At 68.2% G+C, this 16,947-nt stretch carries 15 protein-coding genes and 1 riboswitch; of the genes, 10 read left to right on the forward strand and 5 right to left on the reverse strand.

The genetic code is table 11. The features are described 5' to 3' along the window. Positions 1–672: a mycothiol-dependent nitroreductase Rv2466c family protein gene (locus VV02_RS25225; protein ID WP_052596160.1), complete on the reverse strand. Its 672-nt coding sequence runs from the start codon at positions 670–672 to the stop codon at positions 1–3. Between the two features lie 160 nt (positions 673–832). On the opposite strand from VV02_RS25225, the gene VV02_RS25230 reads away from it, so the two are divergent. From VV02_RS25230 to VV02_RS25240, 3 genes are all read left to right on the forward strand, one after another. Further along, entirely contained in the window at positions 833–1,351 is a 519-nt protein-coding gene (locus VV02_RS25230; protein WP_052597555.1) for a DinB family protein, read from the forward strand. 70 nt (positions 1,352–1,421) lie between these two features. Then, on the forward strand, positions 1,422–1,934 hold the full coding sequence (locus VV02_RS25235) for an XRE family transcriptional regulator (protein WP_052596162.1): 513 nt from the start codon (positions 1,422–1,424) through the stop codon (positions 1,932–1,934). Next, entirely contained in the window at positions 1,931–2,269 is a 339-nt protein-coding gene (locus tag VV02_RS25240) for a HepT-like ribonuclease domain-containing protein (protein WP_052596164.1), read from the forward strand. Before VV02_RS25235 ends, VV02_RS25240 begins: the two co-directional genes overlap by 4 nt. Positions 2,270–2,321: 52 nt before the next feature. On the opposite strand, the gene VV02_RS25245 is transcribed toward VV02_RS25240, so the two are convergent. Next, entirely contained in the window at positions 2,322–2,750 is a 429-nt protein-coding gene (locus VV02_RS25245) for a hypothetical protein (protein WP_157063560.1), read from the reverse strand. A 65-nt stretch (positions 2,751–2,815) separates the two neighbouring features. Next, positions 2,816–2,880: riboswitch (guanidine-III (ykkC-III) riboswitch) on the forward strand. Positions 2,881–2,895: 15 nt separating this feature from the next. Between VV02_RS25245 and VV02_RS25250 the strand changes: the two genes are divergently transcribed. Beyond that, positions 2,896–3,210: a DMT family transporter gene (locus VV02_RS25250; RefSeq protein WP_052596168.1), complete on the forward strand. Its 315-nt coding sequence runs from the start codon at positions 2,896–2,898 to the stop codon at positions 3,208–3,210. Here VV02_RS25250 and VV02_RS25255 read toward each other — a convergent pair. Further along, on the reverse strand, positions 3,142–4,467 hold the full coding sequence (locus VV02_RS25255) for an MFS transporter (protein WP_179945372.1): 1,326 nt from the start codon (positions 4,465–4,467) through the stop codon (positions 3,142–3,144). The two genes, VV02_RS25250 and VV02_RS25255, sit on opposite strands and share 69 nt — an antisense overlap. An 83-nt stretch (positions 4,468–4,550) precedes the next feature. Here VV02_RS25255 and VV02_RS25260 point away from each other — a divergent pair, with 83 nt between their 5' ends. Beyond that, complete coding sequence (locus VV02_RS25260; RefSeq protein ID WP_052596171.1) at positions 4,551–5,441, forward strand: winged helix-turn-helix transcriptional regulator; 891 nt, start codon at positions 4,551–4,553, stop codon at positions 5,439–5,441. A 238-nt stretch (positions 5,442–5,679) separates the two neighbouring features. Here the strand turns inward: VV02_RS25260 and argS are convergent, their stop codons facing one another. After that, positions 5,680–7,431 (reverse strand): arginine--tRNA ligase, encoded by a 1,752-nt coding sequence (gene argS / locus VV02_RS25265; RefSeq protein WP_052596173.1) that lies wholly within the window; start codon positions 7,429–7,431, stop codon positions 5,680–5,682. Between the two features lie 112 nt (positions 7,432–7,543). Here argS and VV02_RS25270 point away from each other — a divergent pair, with 112 nt between their 5' ends. The 4 genes from VV02_RS25270 to VV02_RS25285 all read left to right on the forward strand — a co-directional run bounded on the left by VV02_RS25270 (position 7,544) and on the right by VV02_RS25285 (position 14,468). Further along, on the forward strand, positions 7,544–11,422 hold the full coding sequence (locus VV02_RS25270; RefSeq protein ID WP_052596176.1) for a Pls/PosA family non-ribosomal peptide synthetase: 3,879 nt from the start codon (positions 7,544–7,546) through the stop codon (positions 11,420–11,422). After that, the gene (locus VV02_RS25275; protein WP_157063561.1) at positions 11,419–12,738 is read left to right on the forward strand and encodes a M1 family metallopeptidase; all 1,320 of its coding nucleotides are present in this window, start codon (positions 11,419–11,421) and stop codon (positions 12,736–12,738) included. Before VV02_RS25270 ends, VV02_RS25275 begins: the two co-directional genes overlap by 4 nt. A 34-nt stretch (positions 12,739–12,772) precedes the next feature. Next, positions 12,773–13,576 (forward strand): hypothetical protein, encoded by an 804-nt coding sequence (locus VV02_RS25280; protein ID WP_052596181.1) that lies wholly within the window; start codon positions 12,773–12,775, stop codon positions 13,574–13,576. Positions 13,577–13,646: 70 nt separating this feature from the next. Beyond that, on the forward strand, positions 13,647–14,468 hold the full coding sequence (locus tag VV02_RS25285) for a hypothetical protein (RefSeq protein WP_052596183.1): 822 nt from the start codon (positions 13,647–13,649) through the stop codon (positions 14,466–14,468). 106 nt (positions 14,469–14,574) lie between these two features. On the opposite strand, the gene VV02_RS25290 is transcribed toward VV02_RS25285, so the two are convergent. Next, positions 14,575–15,411: a methyltransferase domain-containing protein gene (locus VV02_RS25290; protein WP_052596185.1), complete on the reverse strand. Its 837-nt coding sequence runs from the start codon at positions 15,409–15,411 to the stop codon at positions 14,575–14,577. Between the two features lie 75 nt (positions 15,412–15,486). Here VV02_RS25290 and VV02_RS25295 point away from each other — a divergent pair, with 75 nt between their 5' ends. Continuing rightward, positions 15,487–16,908: a cytochrome ubiquinol oxidase subunit I gene (locus tag VV02_RS25295; RefSeq protein ID WP_052596187.1), complete on the forward strand. Its 1,422-nt coding sequence runs from the start codon at positions 15,487–15,489 to the stop codon at positions 16,906–16,908. The last annotated feature ends 39 nt before the right edge of the window (positions 16,909–16,947 follow it).

Raw genomic sequence — 16,947 nt, forward strand, 5'->3', positions numbered from 1 at the left:
TCAGTCGAACTCGGGGTCCTCGTGGCGGGTCCGCTTGATCTCGAAGAAGTGGGGGTACGACGCCAGCGTCACCGAGGCGTCCCACAGCTTGCCGGCCTCTTCGCCGCGCGGGATGCGGGACAGCACCGGTCCGAAGAACGCGACCCCGTTGATGTGGATCGTCGGCGTGCCCACGTCGTCACCGACGGCGTCCATGCCGGCGTGGTGGCTCTTGCGCAGCGCCTCGTCGAACTCGGTCGAGTCGGCAGCGGCGGCCAGCTCGGCCGGCAGCCCGACCTCCTCGAGGGAGTCCTTGATGACCGCGTTGAGGCGCTCGATCCGGTCCTCCTGGTTGTACTTGTCCTTCTGCTGGTGGATGCGAGTGCCCATCGCGGTGTAGAGCGGTAGCAGCACCTCCTCGCCGTGCTGCTGCTCAGCGGCGATCGCGACCCGGACGGGGCCCCAGCCGTTGTCGAGCAGCTCCTTGTACTGGTCCGGCAGGCCCTCGCGGCCCTCGTTCAGCACGGACAGGCTCATCACGTGGAAGCTCGCGGAGATGTCGCGAACCTTCTCCACCTCGAGGATCCAGCGCGAGGTGATCCAGCACCACGGGCACAGCGGGTCGAACCAGAAGTCCGCCTTGTCCTTGCCCTCGGTCGACGCCGGCGCGTTCTCCTGGACTGCTTGGGTCACGGTTGCTCCTTGGTGAGTTCAGCATCGCGGGCGGAGGCGCTCGCTCTTACTGACCAACCTTGCACCCGACCGAATCCTTCCCGGGCTGCTCGCATTCTGGCGTCGGCGAGCGATCGATTGTGGACCCGCCCTAGCACCTGCAATGGCGCACACTGCGAACGTGACCTGGACTGCCCCTGACGTCGCCGACCCCACCACGCCCCGCAACGCCGACGAGCGCACGACCCTCGAGGCGTGGCTGGAGAAGCACCGCGCCGCGCTGCTGCGCAAGTGTGCCGGCCTGACGAGCTCGCAGCTCGCCGAGCAGGCGATGCCGCCATCCGACCTGTCGTTGCTCGGACTGCTCGGTCACGTGACCGAGGTCGAACGCACGTGGTTCCGAATCCTGTTGCGCGGCGAGGAGATTGGGCCTCCGTTCGCGATCGATACAACCACTCCGGGGTGGTACGCCTCCGTCACGTCATCGTCCGCGCCGGAGTTGTACGCCGGTCTGCTGGCCGAGCAGGACGCCTGCCGGGCCGCCGTCGCGGAGCTTGAGCTGGACGACACCTTCGAGGGAGCGACCACCGGGCCGAACTCGCTGCGCTGGATCTATCTGCAGGTCATCCAGGAGTACGCCCGTCACAACGGCCACGCCGACCTGCTCCGCCAGGCCATCGACGGCACCACCGGCGAGTGACGTCGTAGGTGCCGTTCACGACGCGATATCGCACATTGTCGATATCGACGATCCGCGATAGCGTCGATCCATGAGTCAGTCCGCCGGCGAAGTCCTCCACGATGCGCGGGTTCGCGCGGGCATGACCCAGGTTGCGCTCGCCAAACGCGCTCAGCTCGCTCAGAGTGTCATCAGTGCATACGAGTCCGGTCGTCGCGAGCCGTCGTTGCCGATGCTTCAAAAGCTCGTGGCCGCAACGGGATTCGAGCTCACGCTGAAGATTGAGGATCGACGTCTGCCTGGACCTTTGGAGGGCAAGCTGGGTCGTCGCATCCAGGACCATCGCGCCGAGATCCTCGGCGTTGCAGCGTCATACGGCATCACCAATCTCCGTGTCTTCGGGAGTGTGGCTCGCGGGGAGGAGACGGACGCCAGCGACATCGACTTCATCGCGCGACTGCCTGACGGCCTCGGTCTGATCGGTCTCGCCAGGGTGCAGCAAGACCTGCAGCGAATCGTCGATGCTCCCGTCGATCTCGTTCCCGAGGGCTCACTCAAGCGCGCGATCCGTACTCGGGTCGACCACGAAGCACTTCCGATATGACCCGCGACGAGTCCTTACGACTGCACGGCATTCTGGACGCAGTGGCCGCCATCCGCACATATCTCGCTCGCGGCGAGCTCTCCGACGACCTCGTCTTCGACGCCGTCTGCATGCGTTTCGTCGAGATTGGTGAGGCCGTCAAGGATCTGCCATCGCACCTTCGCGACTCCGAACCCGACTTGCCCTGGTCCACCATCACCGGGTTACGCGACCGGCTCGCCCACCGCTACTTCGACACGTCGCGTGAGGTGATCGCTGCGACCGCTGGTCAGGACCTGTCGGACCTGGAGGCAGCCGCAACGCGCATGCTCGACCGCCTGCAGGTGCCGGACTAGGTCCACATCAGATCGACGCCGAAGCGCTCGTCCGCGGCAGAAGGTTCGAGCGCTATGACGCTCGAACCGTCTGCCGATCTCCTCGCTGCTGCCACCACTGCACGACCCATGCCACGAGGTTGATCGCGGCGATCAGGAACATGCCGCCCAGGACGATCCACTGTTCCGTGTCCACATCGGTGTCATTGAGCTGCCAGGACACCAGGGCGGACCCCAGCGCGACTACGGGCACAAAGGACCAACCGATGTCCCGCGGCTGGACTGTCCGGCTCCAGCGATTGAACACGTGCAGGACCAATCCGCAGAGCACGAGCGCGACGCCGATCCCGAGTAGGACACGCAGGCAGGCCTCCAACCACGACGTGTGGGTTCCTTCCAGGCTTGACCCCGCAATCACGGCCGCTGGCACGCCGACCAGGAAGCAGCCGAACCTCCAGAACTCCAGCCGCGACATCGGCGGTTTCGGCGCTCCCTCAGTCATGCGCGCAGCGTACGGCCGAGGTCAGCGCCAAGTGGACCCATTCGACCAAGCGTGCGACCATCGGAATCAGGCGCCATGAGTGCGCCACCGGACGAGGGAGCAGTACCCGGCCAGCGACAAGACTGCCAGCAACAGGAGTCTTGTCATGTCGTGGATCGTGCTCGTCGTATCCGGTGTCCTTGAGGCCGTCTGGGCCACTGCGCTCAGCCGCACCGAGGGCTTCACTCGTCTCTGGCCGACCGTCGTCTTCGCCGTCTCCGTGACCCTCAGCATGGGCGGCCTCGCCCTCGCGCTGCGTCAGATCCCGGTCGGCACGGGGTACGCCGTGTGGGTCGGCATCGGGGCCGCGCTCACCGTGACCTACGGGATGGTGACCGGCGCCGAATCCACGTCAGTGTTGAAGATTGCGCTGATCCTGGGTCTGGTCGGCTGCGTCATCGGCCTCAAGCTCACCCACTGAACCGGCCTCGCCCTCGGCGTGCTCAGCGGACTCCGGGAAGTCACGCAGGTGGCGTACCGGGCTGAGCACCAGGACGAGCGGTCCCACCAGAGAGACGCCCGCGAGCAGGAAGAGCGCCTCGCGCAAGCCGACCCACTGCCCGACCGCACCTGCCACCAGACCACCGACCGGGATCGCGCCCCACGACACGAACCGCACCGTCGCCATCACGCGCGACAGCAGCTCGGGTGGGGCGGCGATCTGCCGGTAGGTGCGCGTCGTCGTACTCACCACGACGACACCGAGCGCGAAGACGATGTTGCCGAGGGCGAAGGCGACGTACGCCGGCACGCCGCTCCCGAGCGGCAGCACGAAAGCGCCGACGACAGAGACGAATCCGCCGACGAGGCACAGGCGGGCTGAGCCGATCGACCGGACGAGAGCGGGCACGAGCGCAGCGCCGATCAAGGAGCCGACTCCCTCGGCCGCCAGGAGGAACCCGACGAGACCGGCGGGAGCATCGACCTCCCGCACCAGGTAGACGGCGAAGAGTGCGAGCTGGCCGCCGCAGACGAAGTTGATCGCCGTGGCGTCCCACATGCAGGGGCCCATGATCGGGTGCCGACTGACGAACCGCCAGCCCTTGCGGATGCGCTCGCCCATGGGAGACGTGTCGACGGGCGGCTGGTGCGGGACGTCGGGGAGGCTGCGCAGCAGCAGGGCCGAGGCGACATAGCTGATCGCATCGAGGAGCAGGGTCGGCACGGCGCCCATGAGCTGTACGGCGAGGCCACCGATCGATGGTCCGCCCAGCTGGCTCGCCGCGTGCGTCCCGCTCATCAGGCTGTTGCGCGCCTGGAGCTGGTCCTTCGGCACGACGCGCGGGAGGAAGGTGAAGTTGGCGACGTCGAAGATCACGTTGGCGAACGAGATGACAAGAGCGACCACGATCAACTGGGTCAGGGTGAGCCGGTCCAGCCACCACGCCACAGGCACCGAGGCGATCGCGATCGCGCGCGTCATGTCCATCGCGACCTGCGTGCCTCGCAACGGCAGCCGCTGCACGATCACGCCGGACGGCAGCCCGATCACGATCCACGCCACGTAGCTCGCCGCCGCAATCAGACCCATCTGGAACGGCGTCGCGTGCAGCACCAGCACACCCGTCAGCGGCAACGCGATCGTGGTGACGGCCGATCCGACGCTGCTCGTGGCGCTGGCAGACCAGTAGGTCCAGAACATCCGGTTCTCCCGGGACTGTGCTGTGGCGCTGGACATGCGGCCCTCCGTCTTGTCAGTTCCAATCTGGAACTTACTATGGACGAAGACAGGACGCACCCCAGAACAGGCAGGCTGTACCCATGCGCCGTGAGGACCTGACCGACGATGACTGCGGGATCGCGCAGACCCTCGGCGTCGTCGGCGACTGGTGGTCGTGGCTTCTCGTGCGCGAGATCGCAGGCGGCACAACGAGATTCGACGGATTGCACGGTTCGCTCGGGATCAGCCGACGAGCCCTGACCGAGCGCCTTGGCTCACTCGTCGACGACGGCGTGCTCGAGCGTCGGGCGTACATCGAGCGGCCCGCGCGGTACGACTACGTGCTGACCCGCCGCGGCGAGGGACTGCTGCCGGTGCTGGTGGCGATGCAGGAGTTCGGTGACCGCCACCTGCACGGCGACGGCGCTCTCACTGCGACCGCCGCGTCCGACTCGGCCGAAGCAGCTCGGGTCCACGACCTGCTCGGGCGAGCGCTCCCCGAGCTCGACCTGCCGGCGTACGACGGGCGCACGGTCGGCGTACGCCCGTCCGGTGGGTGGCGGGTCTTGTACGTGTTCCCGGGTGCGTTCGCGCCCGACGCGCAGGGTTACCCACCCGGATGGGGCGACGTGCCCGGCGCCGCCGGTTGCACCCTGGAGTCCATGACGTACGCCGACCGACACCCCTCGTTCGTGGCTCTCGGGGCGGACGTGGTCGGGGTCAGTACCCAGCGGCCGGACCAGCAGGCGGCGTTCGTCGCGCACGCGGGTCTGCCGTTCGATCTCGTCTCGGACCAGGATCTTCAGCTGGCTGCGGCGCTGCGGCTGCCGACGTTCCGAGCGAGCGGGGTCGACCGGTTCAAGAGGCAGTCGCTGCTGGTCGACCCGGACGGGATGGTGCGCCACACGCAGATGCCGATCACCGACCCAGCCGGCTCCGTCGACGACATGCTCGAGACGCTGACGTCGCTGGTCGAAGCGCCCGCGGGTTGAGCCGGGCGAGCCCCTCGTCGGTCGAGTAGGCGAGCCCCTCGTCGGTCGAGTAGGCGAGCCCCTCGTCGGTCGAGTAGGCGAGCCCCAAGGGGCGAGCCGTATCGAGACCAGGTGCGCGCGGGCACCTGGTCTCGATACGCCTCCGCTAGCGCTCCGGCTACTCGACCAGCGGTGGGCGGCGCTCCGGCTACTCGACCAGCGGTGGGCGGCGCTCCGGCTACTCGACCAGCGGTGGTGGCTACATCTGGTCGGGGGACTCGATGCCGAGCAGGCCGAGACCTTCGACCAGGACTCGCAGCGTCAGGGCACACAGCGCGAGCCGCGAGTCCTTGACTGCCGCGTCCTCAGCCTTGAGCACCGGGCACTGCTCGTAGAACGTGGTGAACGTCTGGGCCAGGTCGAACAGGTACGCCGCCAGCCGGTGCGGCTCCAACGTCTCGCCGACCTGCGCCACGACCGACCCGTAGTCGAGCAGCCGCAGCGCCAGCGCACGCTCAGCCGGCTCGGTCAGCACGATCGGCCCGCTCGGGTCGACCGAGTCGGCCCGCCGCAGGATCGAACGGATCCGAGCGGTGGCGTACTGCAGGTAGGGACCAGTGTTGCCCTGCAGCGCGACCATGCGGTCGAGGTCGAAGGTGTACTCGCTGTCGTGCGAGATCGACAGGTCGGCGTACTTGATCGCGCCGATGCCGACCTTGTCGCTGATCTCCTTGCGCGTCACGTCGTCCAGATCGGGCCGCGACTCCGCGATCACCTCGGCCGCCCGTGCGAGGGCCGCGTCGACCAGGGACTGCAGCGTGACCAGATCGCCCGACCGCGTACGCAGGATCTTGCCGTCGGAGCCGAGCACATTGCCGATCTGCACGTGGATCGGCTCGGTCCCCTCCACCCAGCCGGCCTTGGCGGTGGTCTCCCACGCCATCCGGAAGTGCATGTTCTGAGGCGCGCCGACGACGTACAGCGCCCGATCGGCCTTGAGGTCGAGGGAGTAGTGACGCAGGGTCGCGATGTCGGAGATGGCATAGCCATATCCGCCGTCGGACTTGCGTATCATCAACGGCACCGGCTTGTCCTCGCGGCCGATGTATCCGTCCAGGAAGACGCACAACGCACCCTCGCTGATGACGGCAATTCCCTTGTCCTCCAACGCGTCACAGATGCCGGGGAACTCGTCGTTGTAGATCGACTCGCCGGCCAGATCGTCGTTGGTGAGGGAGATGTCGAGCTCGGCATAGACCCGGTTGATGTAGGTCTTGGTGAGGTCGATGATCTCCTGCCAGAGGCGAAGCGTCTCGGCATCGCCGCCCTGCAGCAGCGTGACCCGCTTGCGCGCGCGCACTGCGAACGAGTCGGCGTCGGTCGACGTCTCGGTCGCACTGAACTTGGCGCGGGCGCCCCGGTAGAACGCGTTGGGGTCGGAGCCAAGCAGCTTGGCCTCGTCACTGTCCTCGCCGACCTCGAGCAGGTGCTCGACCAGCATGCCGAATCCGGTGCCCCAGTCTCCGAGGTGGTTCTGCCGGATGACCGTGTGGCCGAGGCCTTCGAGAGTCCGGGCGAGCGCGTCGCCGACCACCGTCGTACGCAGGTGCCCGACGTGCATCTCCTTGGCCGCGTTGGGCGAGGAGTACTCGACGATGACGCGCTCGGGCGTCACGGGCGGCAGGAGCCCGTCGCCGGTGAGCAGGTCCGTGGCGGCGGAGGCGATCCACTCGCCCTTCAGGGTGATGTTGAGGAAGCCAGGGCCGGCGATCTCGACCGACTCGACCAGATCAGGCGCATCGAGGTGCTCGATGATCGCGGCGGCCACCTCGCGCGGCGGCTTGCCGACCTTCTTGGCCGCGGCCATCGCGGCGTTCACCTGCAGATCCGCGCTCGTCTGCTTCTTGTTGGCCGGACGGATCACCGGGTCCGCCTCTCGCCACTCAGGTCCGAAGGCAGCAGCCATCGCGGCCTGGACGTGAGGAGTGAGGACAGAGACGGGATCGGTCATGTGTCAAGGGTAGTAGCGCGGCGCCACTCGTTTGACGCCCGCTCGTCGCGCTGTCGGAGGTAGGAGAGACTGGGGCTCGTCACACCCGCACGAGCCCGATCGGACGCCACTCGTGACGCTGCTTCGAGCATCCCTCGCCCCGGACCCCCGCACGCTCGTCGACATCTTCACCGAGACCGTCGAGGAGTGTCCTGACGCACCCGCGCTCGACAGCGGCGCCACCGTCCTGACCTATGAGGAGCTGCACGAGTCCGCGCTGGAGCTGGCCGAGCAGCTCGCCGAGGTCGGCGTCGGACGGGGCGATCGCGTCGGCATCCGCATCAGGTCCGGCACGACCGACCTCTACGTCGCGATCATCGGCACGTTGCTGGCCGGCGCGGCCTACGTCCCTGTCGACGCCGACGATCCGGAGGAGCGGGCCCGCACGGTCTTCGGTGAGGCTGCGGTTGCGGTGGTCATCGGGGACGACCTCGTGCTGGACGTACGACGTGAGGCACCTGGTGTCGATACGTCCTCCGCTAGCGCTCCGGACTACTCGACCGGCGAGGGGCTCGAGTCTCCCTCGCTGGAGGACGACGCGTGGATCATCTTCACGTCCGGGTCCACCGGGACGCCCAAGGGTGTGGCTGTGTCGCACCGCAACGCGGCCGCGTTCGTGGACGCCGAGTCGCGCCTCTTCCTTCAGGAGGACCCACTCGGCGTGGACGACCGGGTGATGGCGGGCCTGTCCGTCGCGTTCGACGCCAGCTGTGAGGAGATGTGGCTGGCCTGGCGTTACGGCGCCTGTCTGGTGCCCGCGCCGCGGTCCCTCGTCCGCAGTGGGATGGACCTCGGCCCATGGCTCGTCGCCAACAGCATCACCGTCGTCTCGACCGTGCCGACCCTGCTCGCGCTGTGGCCGGTGGAGGCGCTCGCCAAGGTGCGCCTGCTGATCCTCGGCGGGGAGGCCGCACCGGTCGAGCTCGGGCAGCGCTACTGGACGGGCACGCGCGAGGTGTGGAACACGTACGGCCCGACCGAGGCGACCGTGGTCGCGTGTGCAGCGCCGCTGACCGGCGAAGAGCCTGTCCGCATCGGCCTCCCCCTCGATGGCTGGGACCTGGAAGTCGTTGATGCGCAAGGCAATCCGGTCGCCGAGGGCGCGACCGGCGAGCTGATCATCGGCGGGGTCGGTCTGGCCCGCTACCTCGACCCGGTCAAGGACGCCGAGAAGTACGCCGCCATGCCGACCCTCGGGTGGGACCGCGCCTATCGCAGTGGTGACCTCGTCGTACGCGACTCCGAGGGCTTGGTCTTCGGCGGTCGGGCGGACGAGCAGATCAAGCTGGGCGGACGACGGATCGAGCTCGGCGAGATCGATGCCGCGCTCAGCGGACTGCCGGGTGTTGACGGTGGCGCGGCGGCCGTGCGCACGACCAGCTCGGGCACCCAGATCCTGGTGGGATATGTCCGGGCCAGCGACGGGTTCGACCTGACGTCCGCCATGCAGCAGCTCCGCTCCGAGCTACCTGCGACGATGGTGCCGCGCCTCGCGTCCGTGGACACGCTGCCCACCCGGACGTCCGGCAAGATCGACCGCAACGCGCTGCCGTGGCCGGTCGCCACGCTGCGAGCGCCGGGCCGAGCCGCTCCCGTCGAGCTGACTGGGACGGCCAAGGACGTGGCAGACCTCTGGCTCGGGATCCTCGGTGCCGAGGTGACGTCCGAGAACGACGACTTCTTCGACCTCGGCGGCGGCAGCCTGACCGCGGCCCAGATGGTCTCGCGGCTGCGCGAGACGCAGCCCGAGGTCACGGTCGCCGACATCTACGACTACCCGACCGTGAAAACCCTTGCGGCACAGCTGGACTCGATGAGTGCACCTGCCGACCTGCGCGAGCGCCCTGTGCGGCCGACGCCACTCAAGACCCAGTTCGGGCAGCACGTGGGATTGGTTGGTCTGCGAGCACTGGCCGGCCTGCGCTGGGCCACCTGGTTGCTGCTCGGTGTCGCCCTGGTCGACCCCTTCACGAGTCGTGCCCTGCCGCACGCTCCGTGGTGGGCCATCGCGCTCCTCGCGATCGTGATGCTGACGCCACCTGGCCGGATGGCGTTGGCAGTGCTCGTGGTTCGCGTGCTGCTACGCGGCATCGGTCCGGGCAACTACCCACGCGGCGGCAAGGTGCACCTGCGTCTCTGGCTGGCCGAGCACGCGGTCGAGGAGATCGGCGCGACGCACCTGTCCGGAGCACCGTGGATGACTATGTGGGCCAGGGCGCTCGGCGCGAAGATCGGCAAGGACGTCGACCTGCACAGCTTCCCGCCGGTGACCGGTCTGCTCCGCGTCGGAGAGGCCGCGTCGATCGAGCCCGAGGTCGACCTGCGCGGCCACTGGCTCGACGGTGACCGTCTGCACATCGGTGAGCTGCACGTTCATCGCGAGGCTCGGGTCGGCACCCGGTCGACTCTCGCACCGGGCGCGGTTGTCGGTCGCAGGGCCGAGATCGCCCCAGGCTCAGCGGTTTTCGGCTCGGTCCCCGATGACGAGGCGTGGAGCGGCGCACCCGCTCGACGGACGGGCAAGGCACGCGGACCGTGGTCCAGCACGAGGCCACCACACCGCGCGGGCGGGATCGTGGCGTACGCCGTCCTCGCCATCGTGATCGCCGGCCTGCCGGTGATCGCGACCGCTGTGGGTGTCCTGGTCGGCACTACCGTGCTGGGTGACCGCAGCCTCGCTGCGATGGCCGTGCCCATGGTGGTGGCCGCTGGCCTCGTCGGGATGGTGACTCTCACGGTGCTCGTCTGGTTGCTGGCTCGGTTCCTCGGGCTCGGCCTGAAGACCGGCCACCACCCGGTGCACAGCCGGCAGGCGCTGCAGGCGTGGGGCACCCTGCGGGTGTTGGACGAGGCCCGGACCTGGCTCTTCCCGCTCTACTCCAGCGCGCTGACACCTCGGTGGCTGCGTTCGCTCGGCGCCAAGATCGGCCGCGAGGTCGAGGCCTCTACGGTGCTGATGATCCCGTCTCTGGTCTCGGTCGGCGAGCGCGCCTTCCTCGCCGACGACACGTTGGTCGGGCCTTATGAGCTCGGTGGCGGCTGGTTGCGGGTCGAGCGCACCAAGGTCGGCAAGCGCGCGTTCATCGGCAACTCCGGCATGACCGCACCCGGTCGCAAGGTCCCCAAGAAGGGACTCGTGGCTGTCCTGTCGGCTGCCCCCGGACGGGACGACAAGGCCAAGTCCGGCACATCGTGGCTTGGCAGCCCGCCCGTCCGGTTGCGGCGCCCGTCCAGCAAAGGCGACGACAGCCGTACGTATCAGCCGCCTCGGCGCCTCAAGGTCGCCCGCGGGGCCGTGGAGGTCTGCCGCATCGTCCCGGTGCTGCTCTCGTTCGGGCTGTGCGTCGCGGTCGCCTGGGTCCTGCTCGGCATCCAGGACCGGTGGGGCGTATGGGCACTCCTGGTCCTGACGGGTCCCGTGCTGATGGCCGGCGGAGCAGTCGCCGCGGGAGTCACGTCCGTGGCGAAGGCGTTGCTGGTCGGGCACATTCGGGCCGGCGATCACCCCCTATGGAGCTCGTTCGTCTGGCGCAACGAGCTGGCCGACACGTTCGTCGAGGTGCTGGCGGCGCCCTGGCTGGCGCGTACGGCCGCCGGCAGCCCGGTGCTCAACATGTGGCTGCGGTCGATGGGCGCCCTCATCGGCCGCGGCGTCTGGTGCGAGACGTACTGGTTGCCCGAGGCCGATCTCATCGAGCTGCGCGACGGCGCAACGGTCAACGCCGGCTGCGTCGTCCAGACCCACCTGTTCCACGACCGGGTGCTGTCGATGGACCGGGTCGTGCTCAAGGAAGGCGCCACGATCGGGCCGCACGGTGTCATCCTCCCGGCCGCCACGCTCGGCCGGCACGCTACCGTCGGGCCGGTGTCCCTGGTCATGCGTGGTGAATCCGTCCCCGACAAGACGCGATGGATCGGCAACCCGATCGGTCCGTGGATCGAGGATCAGTGAGGCGGCGGCCCGAGGCTGACCCGTACCTCCCGGGTCACGGCGACCCGTCGTACGCCGTCACCAACTACGACCTCGACCTCGACTACGCGCTCGAGAACAACCATCTGTCCGGTCGCGCCACGCTCACCCTGCGCGCCTGCGTGGACCTCGACGAGCTCACCCTCGACCTGCACGCGCTGAAGGTCGTCAAGGTCACCGGCCTCAAGGTCAAGCGCCACACCCATCGCAGCGGCCGCCTGCGACTGATGCTGGCCGAGTCCCTCGCCGCCGGGGACGAGGCGACGGTGACAATCGCCTACCGCGGGGTGCCCAAGGTCGTACCCGACAAGATCGGTGAGGCCGGCTGGGAAGAGCTCGAGGACGGCGTGATCGTCGCCTCGCAGCCCGGCGGCGCCCCCTCCTGGTTCCCCTGCAACGACCGGCCGGACGACAAGGCGACCTACCGGATCACGGTGACCGCCGCGTCCGACTACCTCGTCGTCGCCAACGGGCAGCGGACCGACCAACGCCGCCGCGCCAGTCGTACGACGTGGACCTACGAGATGACCGACCCAATGGCGACCTATCTCGCGACGGTGCAGATCGGCCGGTACGCCGAGCACAAGATCCGGGCCGCGGTCCCGATGACGGCAGCGGTGCCTCCCGCTCGCCGACGCGCATTCGACGACGCCTTCGGCGACCAGCCAAAGATGCTGGACCTCTACATCCGGTTGTTCGGGCCCTACCCGTTCGACAGCTATCGCGTCGTGATCACTGACGACGAGCTGGAGATCCCGCTGGAAGCCCAGGGGCTGTCGATCTTCGGGTCCAACTTCCTCAACCGCGACTGGGACTCCCAGCGACTCATCGCGCACGAGCTGTCGCACCAGTGGTTCGGCAATGCCGTGACTCTCGAGTCGCTGAAGGACATCTGGCTGCACGAAGGCTTCGCCTGCTACAGCGAGTGGCTGTGGTCGCAGGAGTCCGGTGGGCCCTCGACCGACCATCGCGCTCGCCATCACTGGGAGCGCCTCAGCCACCTCGGCCAGCGCCTGATCCTCGGCGACCCCGGCGCGGACGACGTGTTCGACGACCGGGTCTACAAGCGAGGAGCGTTGACACTGCACGCGATTCGGCTCACGATCGGCGACGACGCCTTCTTCGAGGCGCTGCGCACCTGGGTCGTACGACACCGCGGCGGCAACGTCCGGACCGAGGACTTCGTGCGGCTGGTCGAGAAGGTCTCCGGCACCTCGATCCAGGGGCTGATCGACGACTGGGTCTACAGCGGAACCCTGCCGCCACTTCCCGCGTCCAACCAGGCGGCTCCGGCCTGACCATCGCCCGCCAGTCGACCCGACGGAGGACACCGTGACGCTCAGCTCGACCGGCCGTCGTACGACCGCCCTCCTCGCGATCTCCTTCGCCGCCGTGCTCCTGGCGGGCTGCCGTGACGAGGCTCCTGCCGCGGCCCCGCCCTCCAGCACTGCCCCGACGTCCGCCACCTCAGCGGCGCCTTCGCCGACCAAGGCCGCGATCGACACAACCGATCCTGGCAATCTGGTCCGGGCTTCGCAGATCTCGGCGGGCCGGGCGGCCAACGGCCACGCGGTGACCTGGTCCCGCAGCAGCGGCGGCGAGATCACGCGGCTGGACGTCCGCGGGCGTACCGACGGGGCCAACCAGGAGGCCACGGTCAACTCGTCCCTCGCGGGCATCTGCACCACGCGGACCGCGGGGCGCGGCCGTTTCGTCAAGGGCGACTACACGTTCTGGTCCAAGAATCATGCCGATCGGGCGCGTGAAGTAGCCGGCAAGTGGGCTCCCGAGACCGACGAAGGGGCACGCAAGCCCGAAGTCGTCACCCTCCGGTTCGTCATCAACTCGCTCGAGACGCTGTACGCCTCCACGCCCATGTCGTCGTCCACGATGTCCGTGACACCAGTGACGTACGCCAGCCAGCAGGCGCTGCGGGTTGCGGCGCGTGACCCTGCAGCGAACCTGTCCATCACGGTGACCGCGACGCCCGATCACCTTCCCTTGCAAGTGATCTCGCCGTCCGTCCGGGTGACCTACTCGGAGTGGAACACCGTGCCTGCCTACGCCGCGCCGCCTGTTGCGGATCAGTTGCCTCAGGGGGAGGCTGCCGATCTGCTCTCCCACCTGCCCAAGTAGGCCGTAGACGCCGGTATACCGGCCCGCACTTACGATTGAGACGCACCGTCACGCACCTGGAGGACCCGTCATGAACTCGACTCGCCGTCGTACCGCTTTGCTGGTGTCGATCCCCCTGGGTGTCGCGATCCTCGCCGGGTGCGGCGACGCCGCGCCCACTGTGAGCGGCCAGGCGACGTCCGGCGTACAGCGGCCCACGGGGAGCACGGCTGAGCCCTCGGGTGCGACGTCGGCGTCAGGCGCGCCGACCACGTCCCCCAGCGCCGGCACGGAGGCGACCCACGACCCGAGCCAGATCATGAAGACCGCGAAGTCCTCGGCCAACAACGCCAAGAGTGCGCACGTGGTCGGTGACGTGGTCGACAATGGCAAGACGATGAACGTCGACCTGCGCGGGCAGGTCCAGGGCAAGAACCAGCAGGCGACCGTCAAGACTCAGGATGACGGCACCGTGTCGATCCTGACTCTCGGCAGCGACAACTACATCAAGGGCGACCGCACCTACTGGACCAAGCAGAACGCCCCGGCCGCCACGGTCGCACTGCTGACCGACAAGTGGGTCAAGGCGCCGGCCAACAAGTCGAGCTCGTTCGAGAAGTTCACCCTCAAGTCGCTGCTGGCGAGCACGACGAAGAGCTTCGACAGCTCGGAGATCAACTCCGTCAACACCTCGGTGACGGAGTTGACGCTCGCCGGTCAGTCAGCGCTCAAGCTCGCGCCGCGCCTGGCCACCAAGAGCTCATCGATCACCGTCACCGCGGACGCCAAGAATCTGCCGCTGCAGGTGGTCTCGGACAGTGGCACGGTGACCTACAGCGAGTGGGACGTCGTCCCGATGTACGCCGCACCGCCCGCCTCCCAGCAGGTCCAGATGCCCGGCGGCGCCGCCTGACCCACCCACGAACGCTGGTCGAGTAGCCGGAGCGTTAGCGGAGGCGTATCGAGACCCGGTGCGCGCGTGCGGCTGGTCTCGATACGGCTCGCCCTTGAGGGCTCGCCTACTCGACCGGCGGATGGGTGCTCTGGTGAGCGAGGGCGGCGAACATCGTCACGGACATGTGGAAGTCGCCGGCTGCGGCACCTGCCCGCAGATCATGCAACAGCTGGGTGTGCTGATCCTCATCGATGGCGCCGTCCGCCAGCGCACGGTCCGCGAGCATCTGCACCAGCGGACCTTCGGCCGCGGTCAGCGGCTGGACGAGCGCCTGCGACCCGATGTCATCGACCACCAGGCCCGCTGTGCTCAGCTGACCTCGCAGCAACCTCCCGGAGAACGGGTTGGGCAGACGCGCGTGCATGCTCTCCATCGCCGCCCGAACAACGGCCGGGTCCGCAGGATGCAGGATGGCGGTCCCCCAGTCGCTGTCGATGATGCAGACGCGACCCCCGGGCTTGAGCACCCGCGCGACCTCGGCCACCGCGCGCTCCGGCGCCTCGAGATGCTGCAGGACCCGCTCGCAGCGCACGACATCGACGCTCGCGTCCTCGAACGGCAGCGCGTAAGCATCGCCCTCGACGAACCGCACGTTCGGCTCGGCTGCCTCGGCGGCTCTCTGCTCGGCAAGGTCGCGCAGACCGGCGTTCGGCTCGACCCCGATCGCCTCACCGGTCGGCCCGAGCCGGGCAGCCAGCGCCAGCACCTCCGAACCCGTGCCCGAACCGACGTCGACGGCCCGCTCCCCCTCAGCCGGGGAAAGAGCGTCGAGCGCCCAGGCGCGCAATCGGCGTACATCGGGCAGCTGCGCCTGCATGTCGAGCACGAAGGCGAGCCGCTCGACCTGGCTGGGCTCGATCCGGTCGGCGCGGAACGACAGCGGTTGCTCGGAGTCGGCCATGCCAGCACGCTACGCCCGACCAGGTACTACGGTTTGTAGTAGTCTTATTACTACCGTTCGTAGTAGGAGGTCCTCGTGGAGCTCGACCTGGCTCGCTGGCAGTTCGCTGTCACGACCGTCTACCACTTCCTGTTCGTGCCGGTCACGATCGGGTTGTCGGCCTTCGTCGCGGGCTTCCACACGGCGTACCTCAAGAACCGCAACCCGCAGCACCTGCGCATGGCGAAGTTCCTCGGCAAGCTCTTCACCATCAACTTCGCGCTCGGGCTGGTGACCGGGATCGTGCAGGAGTTCCAGTTCGGGATGAACTGGTCGGACTACTCCCGCTTCGTCGGGGACATCTTCGGCGCACCGCTGGCGATCGAGGCGCTGCTGGCGTTCTTCCTCGAGTCGACGTTCCTGGGCTTGTGGATCTTCGGGTGGGGGCGCATCCCCGAGAAGCTGCACGTCGCCTGCATCTGGATCGTGCACATCGGCACGTTGATGTCGGCGTACTTCATCCTCGCGGCCAACTCGTTCATGCAGCACCCCGTCGGCTATCGGATCAACCCGACCACCGGCCGCGCCGAGCTGACCGACTTCGTCGCCGTGCTCACCAACAAGGTGCAGATGGTGACGTTCCCGCACACGGCCTTTGCGGCGTACCTCACCGGCGCGGCCGTCGTGCTCGGTGCCTCGATGTGGCAGCTGCACCGCCGCAAGGTCGAGGACGACATGCCGATGTACCGGACGGCCGCCCGCGTCGGCGCGATCGCGCTCATCATCGCCGGTGCCGGAGTCGCGATCTCGGGCGATCAGCAAGGCAAGGTCATGACCGAGGTTCAGCCGATGAAGATGGCCGCCGCCGAGGCGCTGTACGAGACCCAGGACTCCGCGCCGTTCTCGATCGTGACCATCTCCAGCCTCGACGGCAAGCAGGAGAAGGTCGCGATCACGGTGCCAAAGCTGTTGTCGTTCTTGGGAACTGGCGACTTCGACGGCACGATCCACGGCATCAACGACCTCGAGCGACAGTACGAGGCCAAGTACAACGCCGACCCGCTGACCCGGGCGGCGACGTACACCCCGACCTTGCCGCTGACGTACTGGTCGTTCCGCCTGATGATCGGGCTCGGCATGGCGTCAGTGGGAGTCGGGCTGCTGTCGCTCTGGATCCTGCGCGGCGGACGTACGCACGCGCGCGCTCGCTGGTGGCCGCTGCTGTCGGTTGCCGTCGCCCTCGGGCCGGTGCTGGGCAACGCGTTCGGCTGGATCTTCACTGAGACCGGTCGCCAGCCGTGGCTGATCTTCGGGGTCTTCACGACGAAATCTGGTGTCAGTCCTGGGGTTTCGGCTGGCGAAGTGCTCACGTCACTGATCGTTTTTACCACGCTGTACGCCGTCCTCGCCGTCATCGAGATCGGCCTCACCATCCGCTACGCCAGAGCCGGCGCCGAGCCCATCAAGGAGCAGGCCGCGACGTCCGAGGACGACGCGCCACTCCAGTTCGCCTACTAGGGCCATGCACTCTCACTTCTGTTCCTCCTCCGAGCGCCG

Source organism: Luteipulveratus mongoliensis (assembly GCF_001190945.1).
GTDB classification, from domain to species: Bacteria; Actinomycetota; Actinomycetes; order Actinomycetales; family Dermatophilaceae; genus Luteipulveratus; species Luteipulveratus mongoliensis.

Excerpts from the sequence above, each read along its gene's own strand:
- VV02_RS25235 (WP_052596162.1), top strand. The coding sequence starts at position 1,422 with ATGAGTCAGTCCGCCGGCGAAGTCCTCCACGATGCGCGGGTTCGCGCG.
- VV02_RS25240 (WP_052596164.1), top strand. The coding sequence starts at position 1,931 with ATGACCCGCGACGAGTCCTTACGACTGCACGGCATTCTGGACGCAGTG.
- VV02_RS25245 (WP_157063560.1), bottom strand. The coding sequence starts at position 2,750 with ATGACTGAGGGAGCGCCGAAACCGCCGATGTCGCGGCTGGAGTTCTGG.
- VV02_RS25250 (WP_052596168.1), top strand. The coding sequence starts at position 2,896 with ATGTCGTGGATCGTGCTCGTCGTATCCGGTGTCCTTGAGGCCGTCTGG.
- VV02_RS25255 (WP_179945372.1), bottom strand. The coding sequence starts at position 4,467 with ATGTCCAGCGCCACAGCACAGTCCCGGGAGAACCGGATGTTCTGGACC.
- VV02_RS25260 (WP_052596171.1), top strand. The coding sequence starts at position 4,551 with ATGCGCCGTGAGGACCTGACCGACGATGACTGCGGGATCGCGCAGACC.
- argS (WP_052596173.1), bottom strand. The coding sequence starts at position 7,431 with ATGACCGATCCCGTCTCTGTCCTCACTCCTCACGTCCAGGCCGCGATG.
- VV02_RS25285 (WP_052596183.1), top strand. The coding sequence starts at position 13,647 with ATGAACTCGACTCGCCGTCGTACCGCTTTGCTGGTGTCGATCCCCCTG.
- VV02_RS25290 (WP_052596185.1), bottom strand. The coding sequence starts at position 15,411 with ATGGCCGACTCCGAGCAACCGCTGTCGTTCCGCGCCGACCGGATCGAG.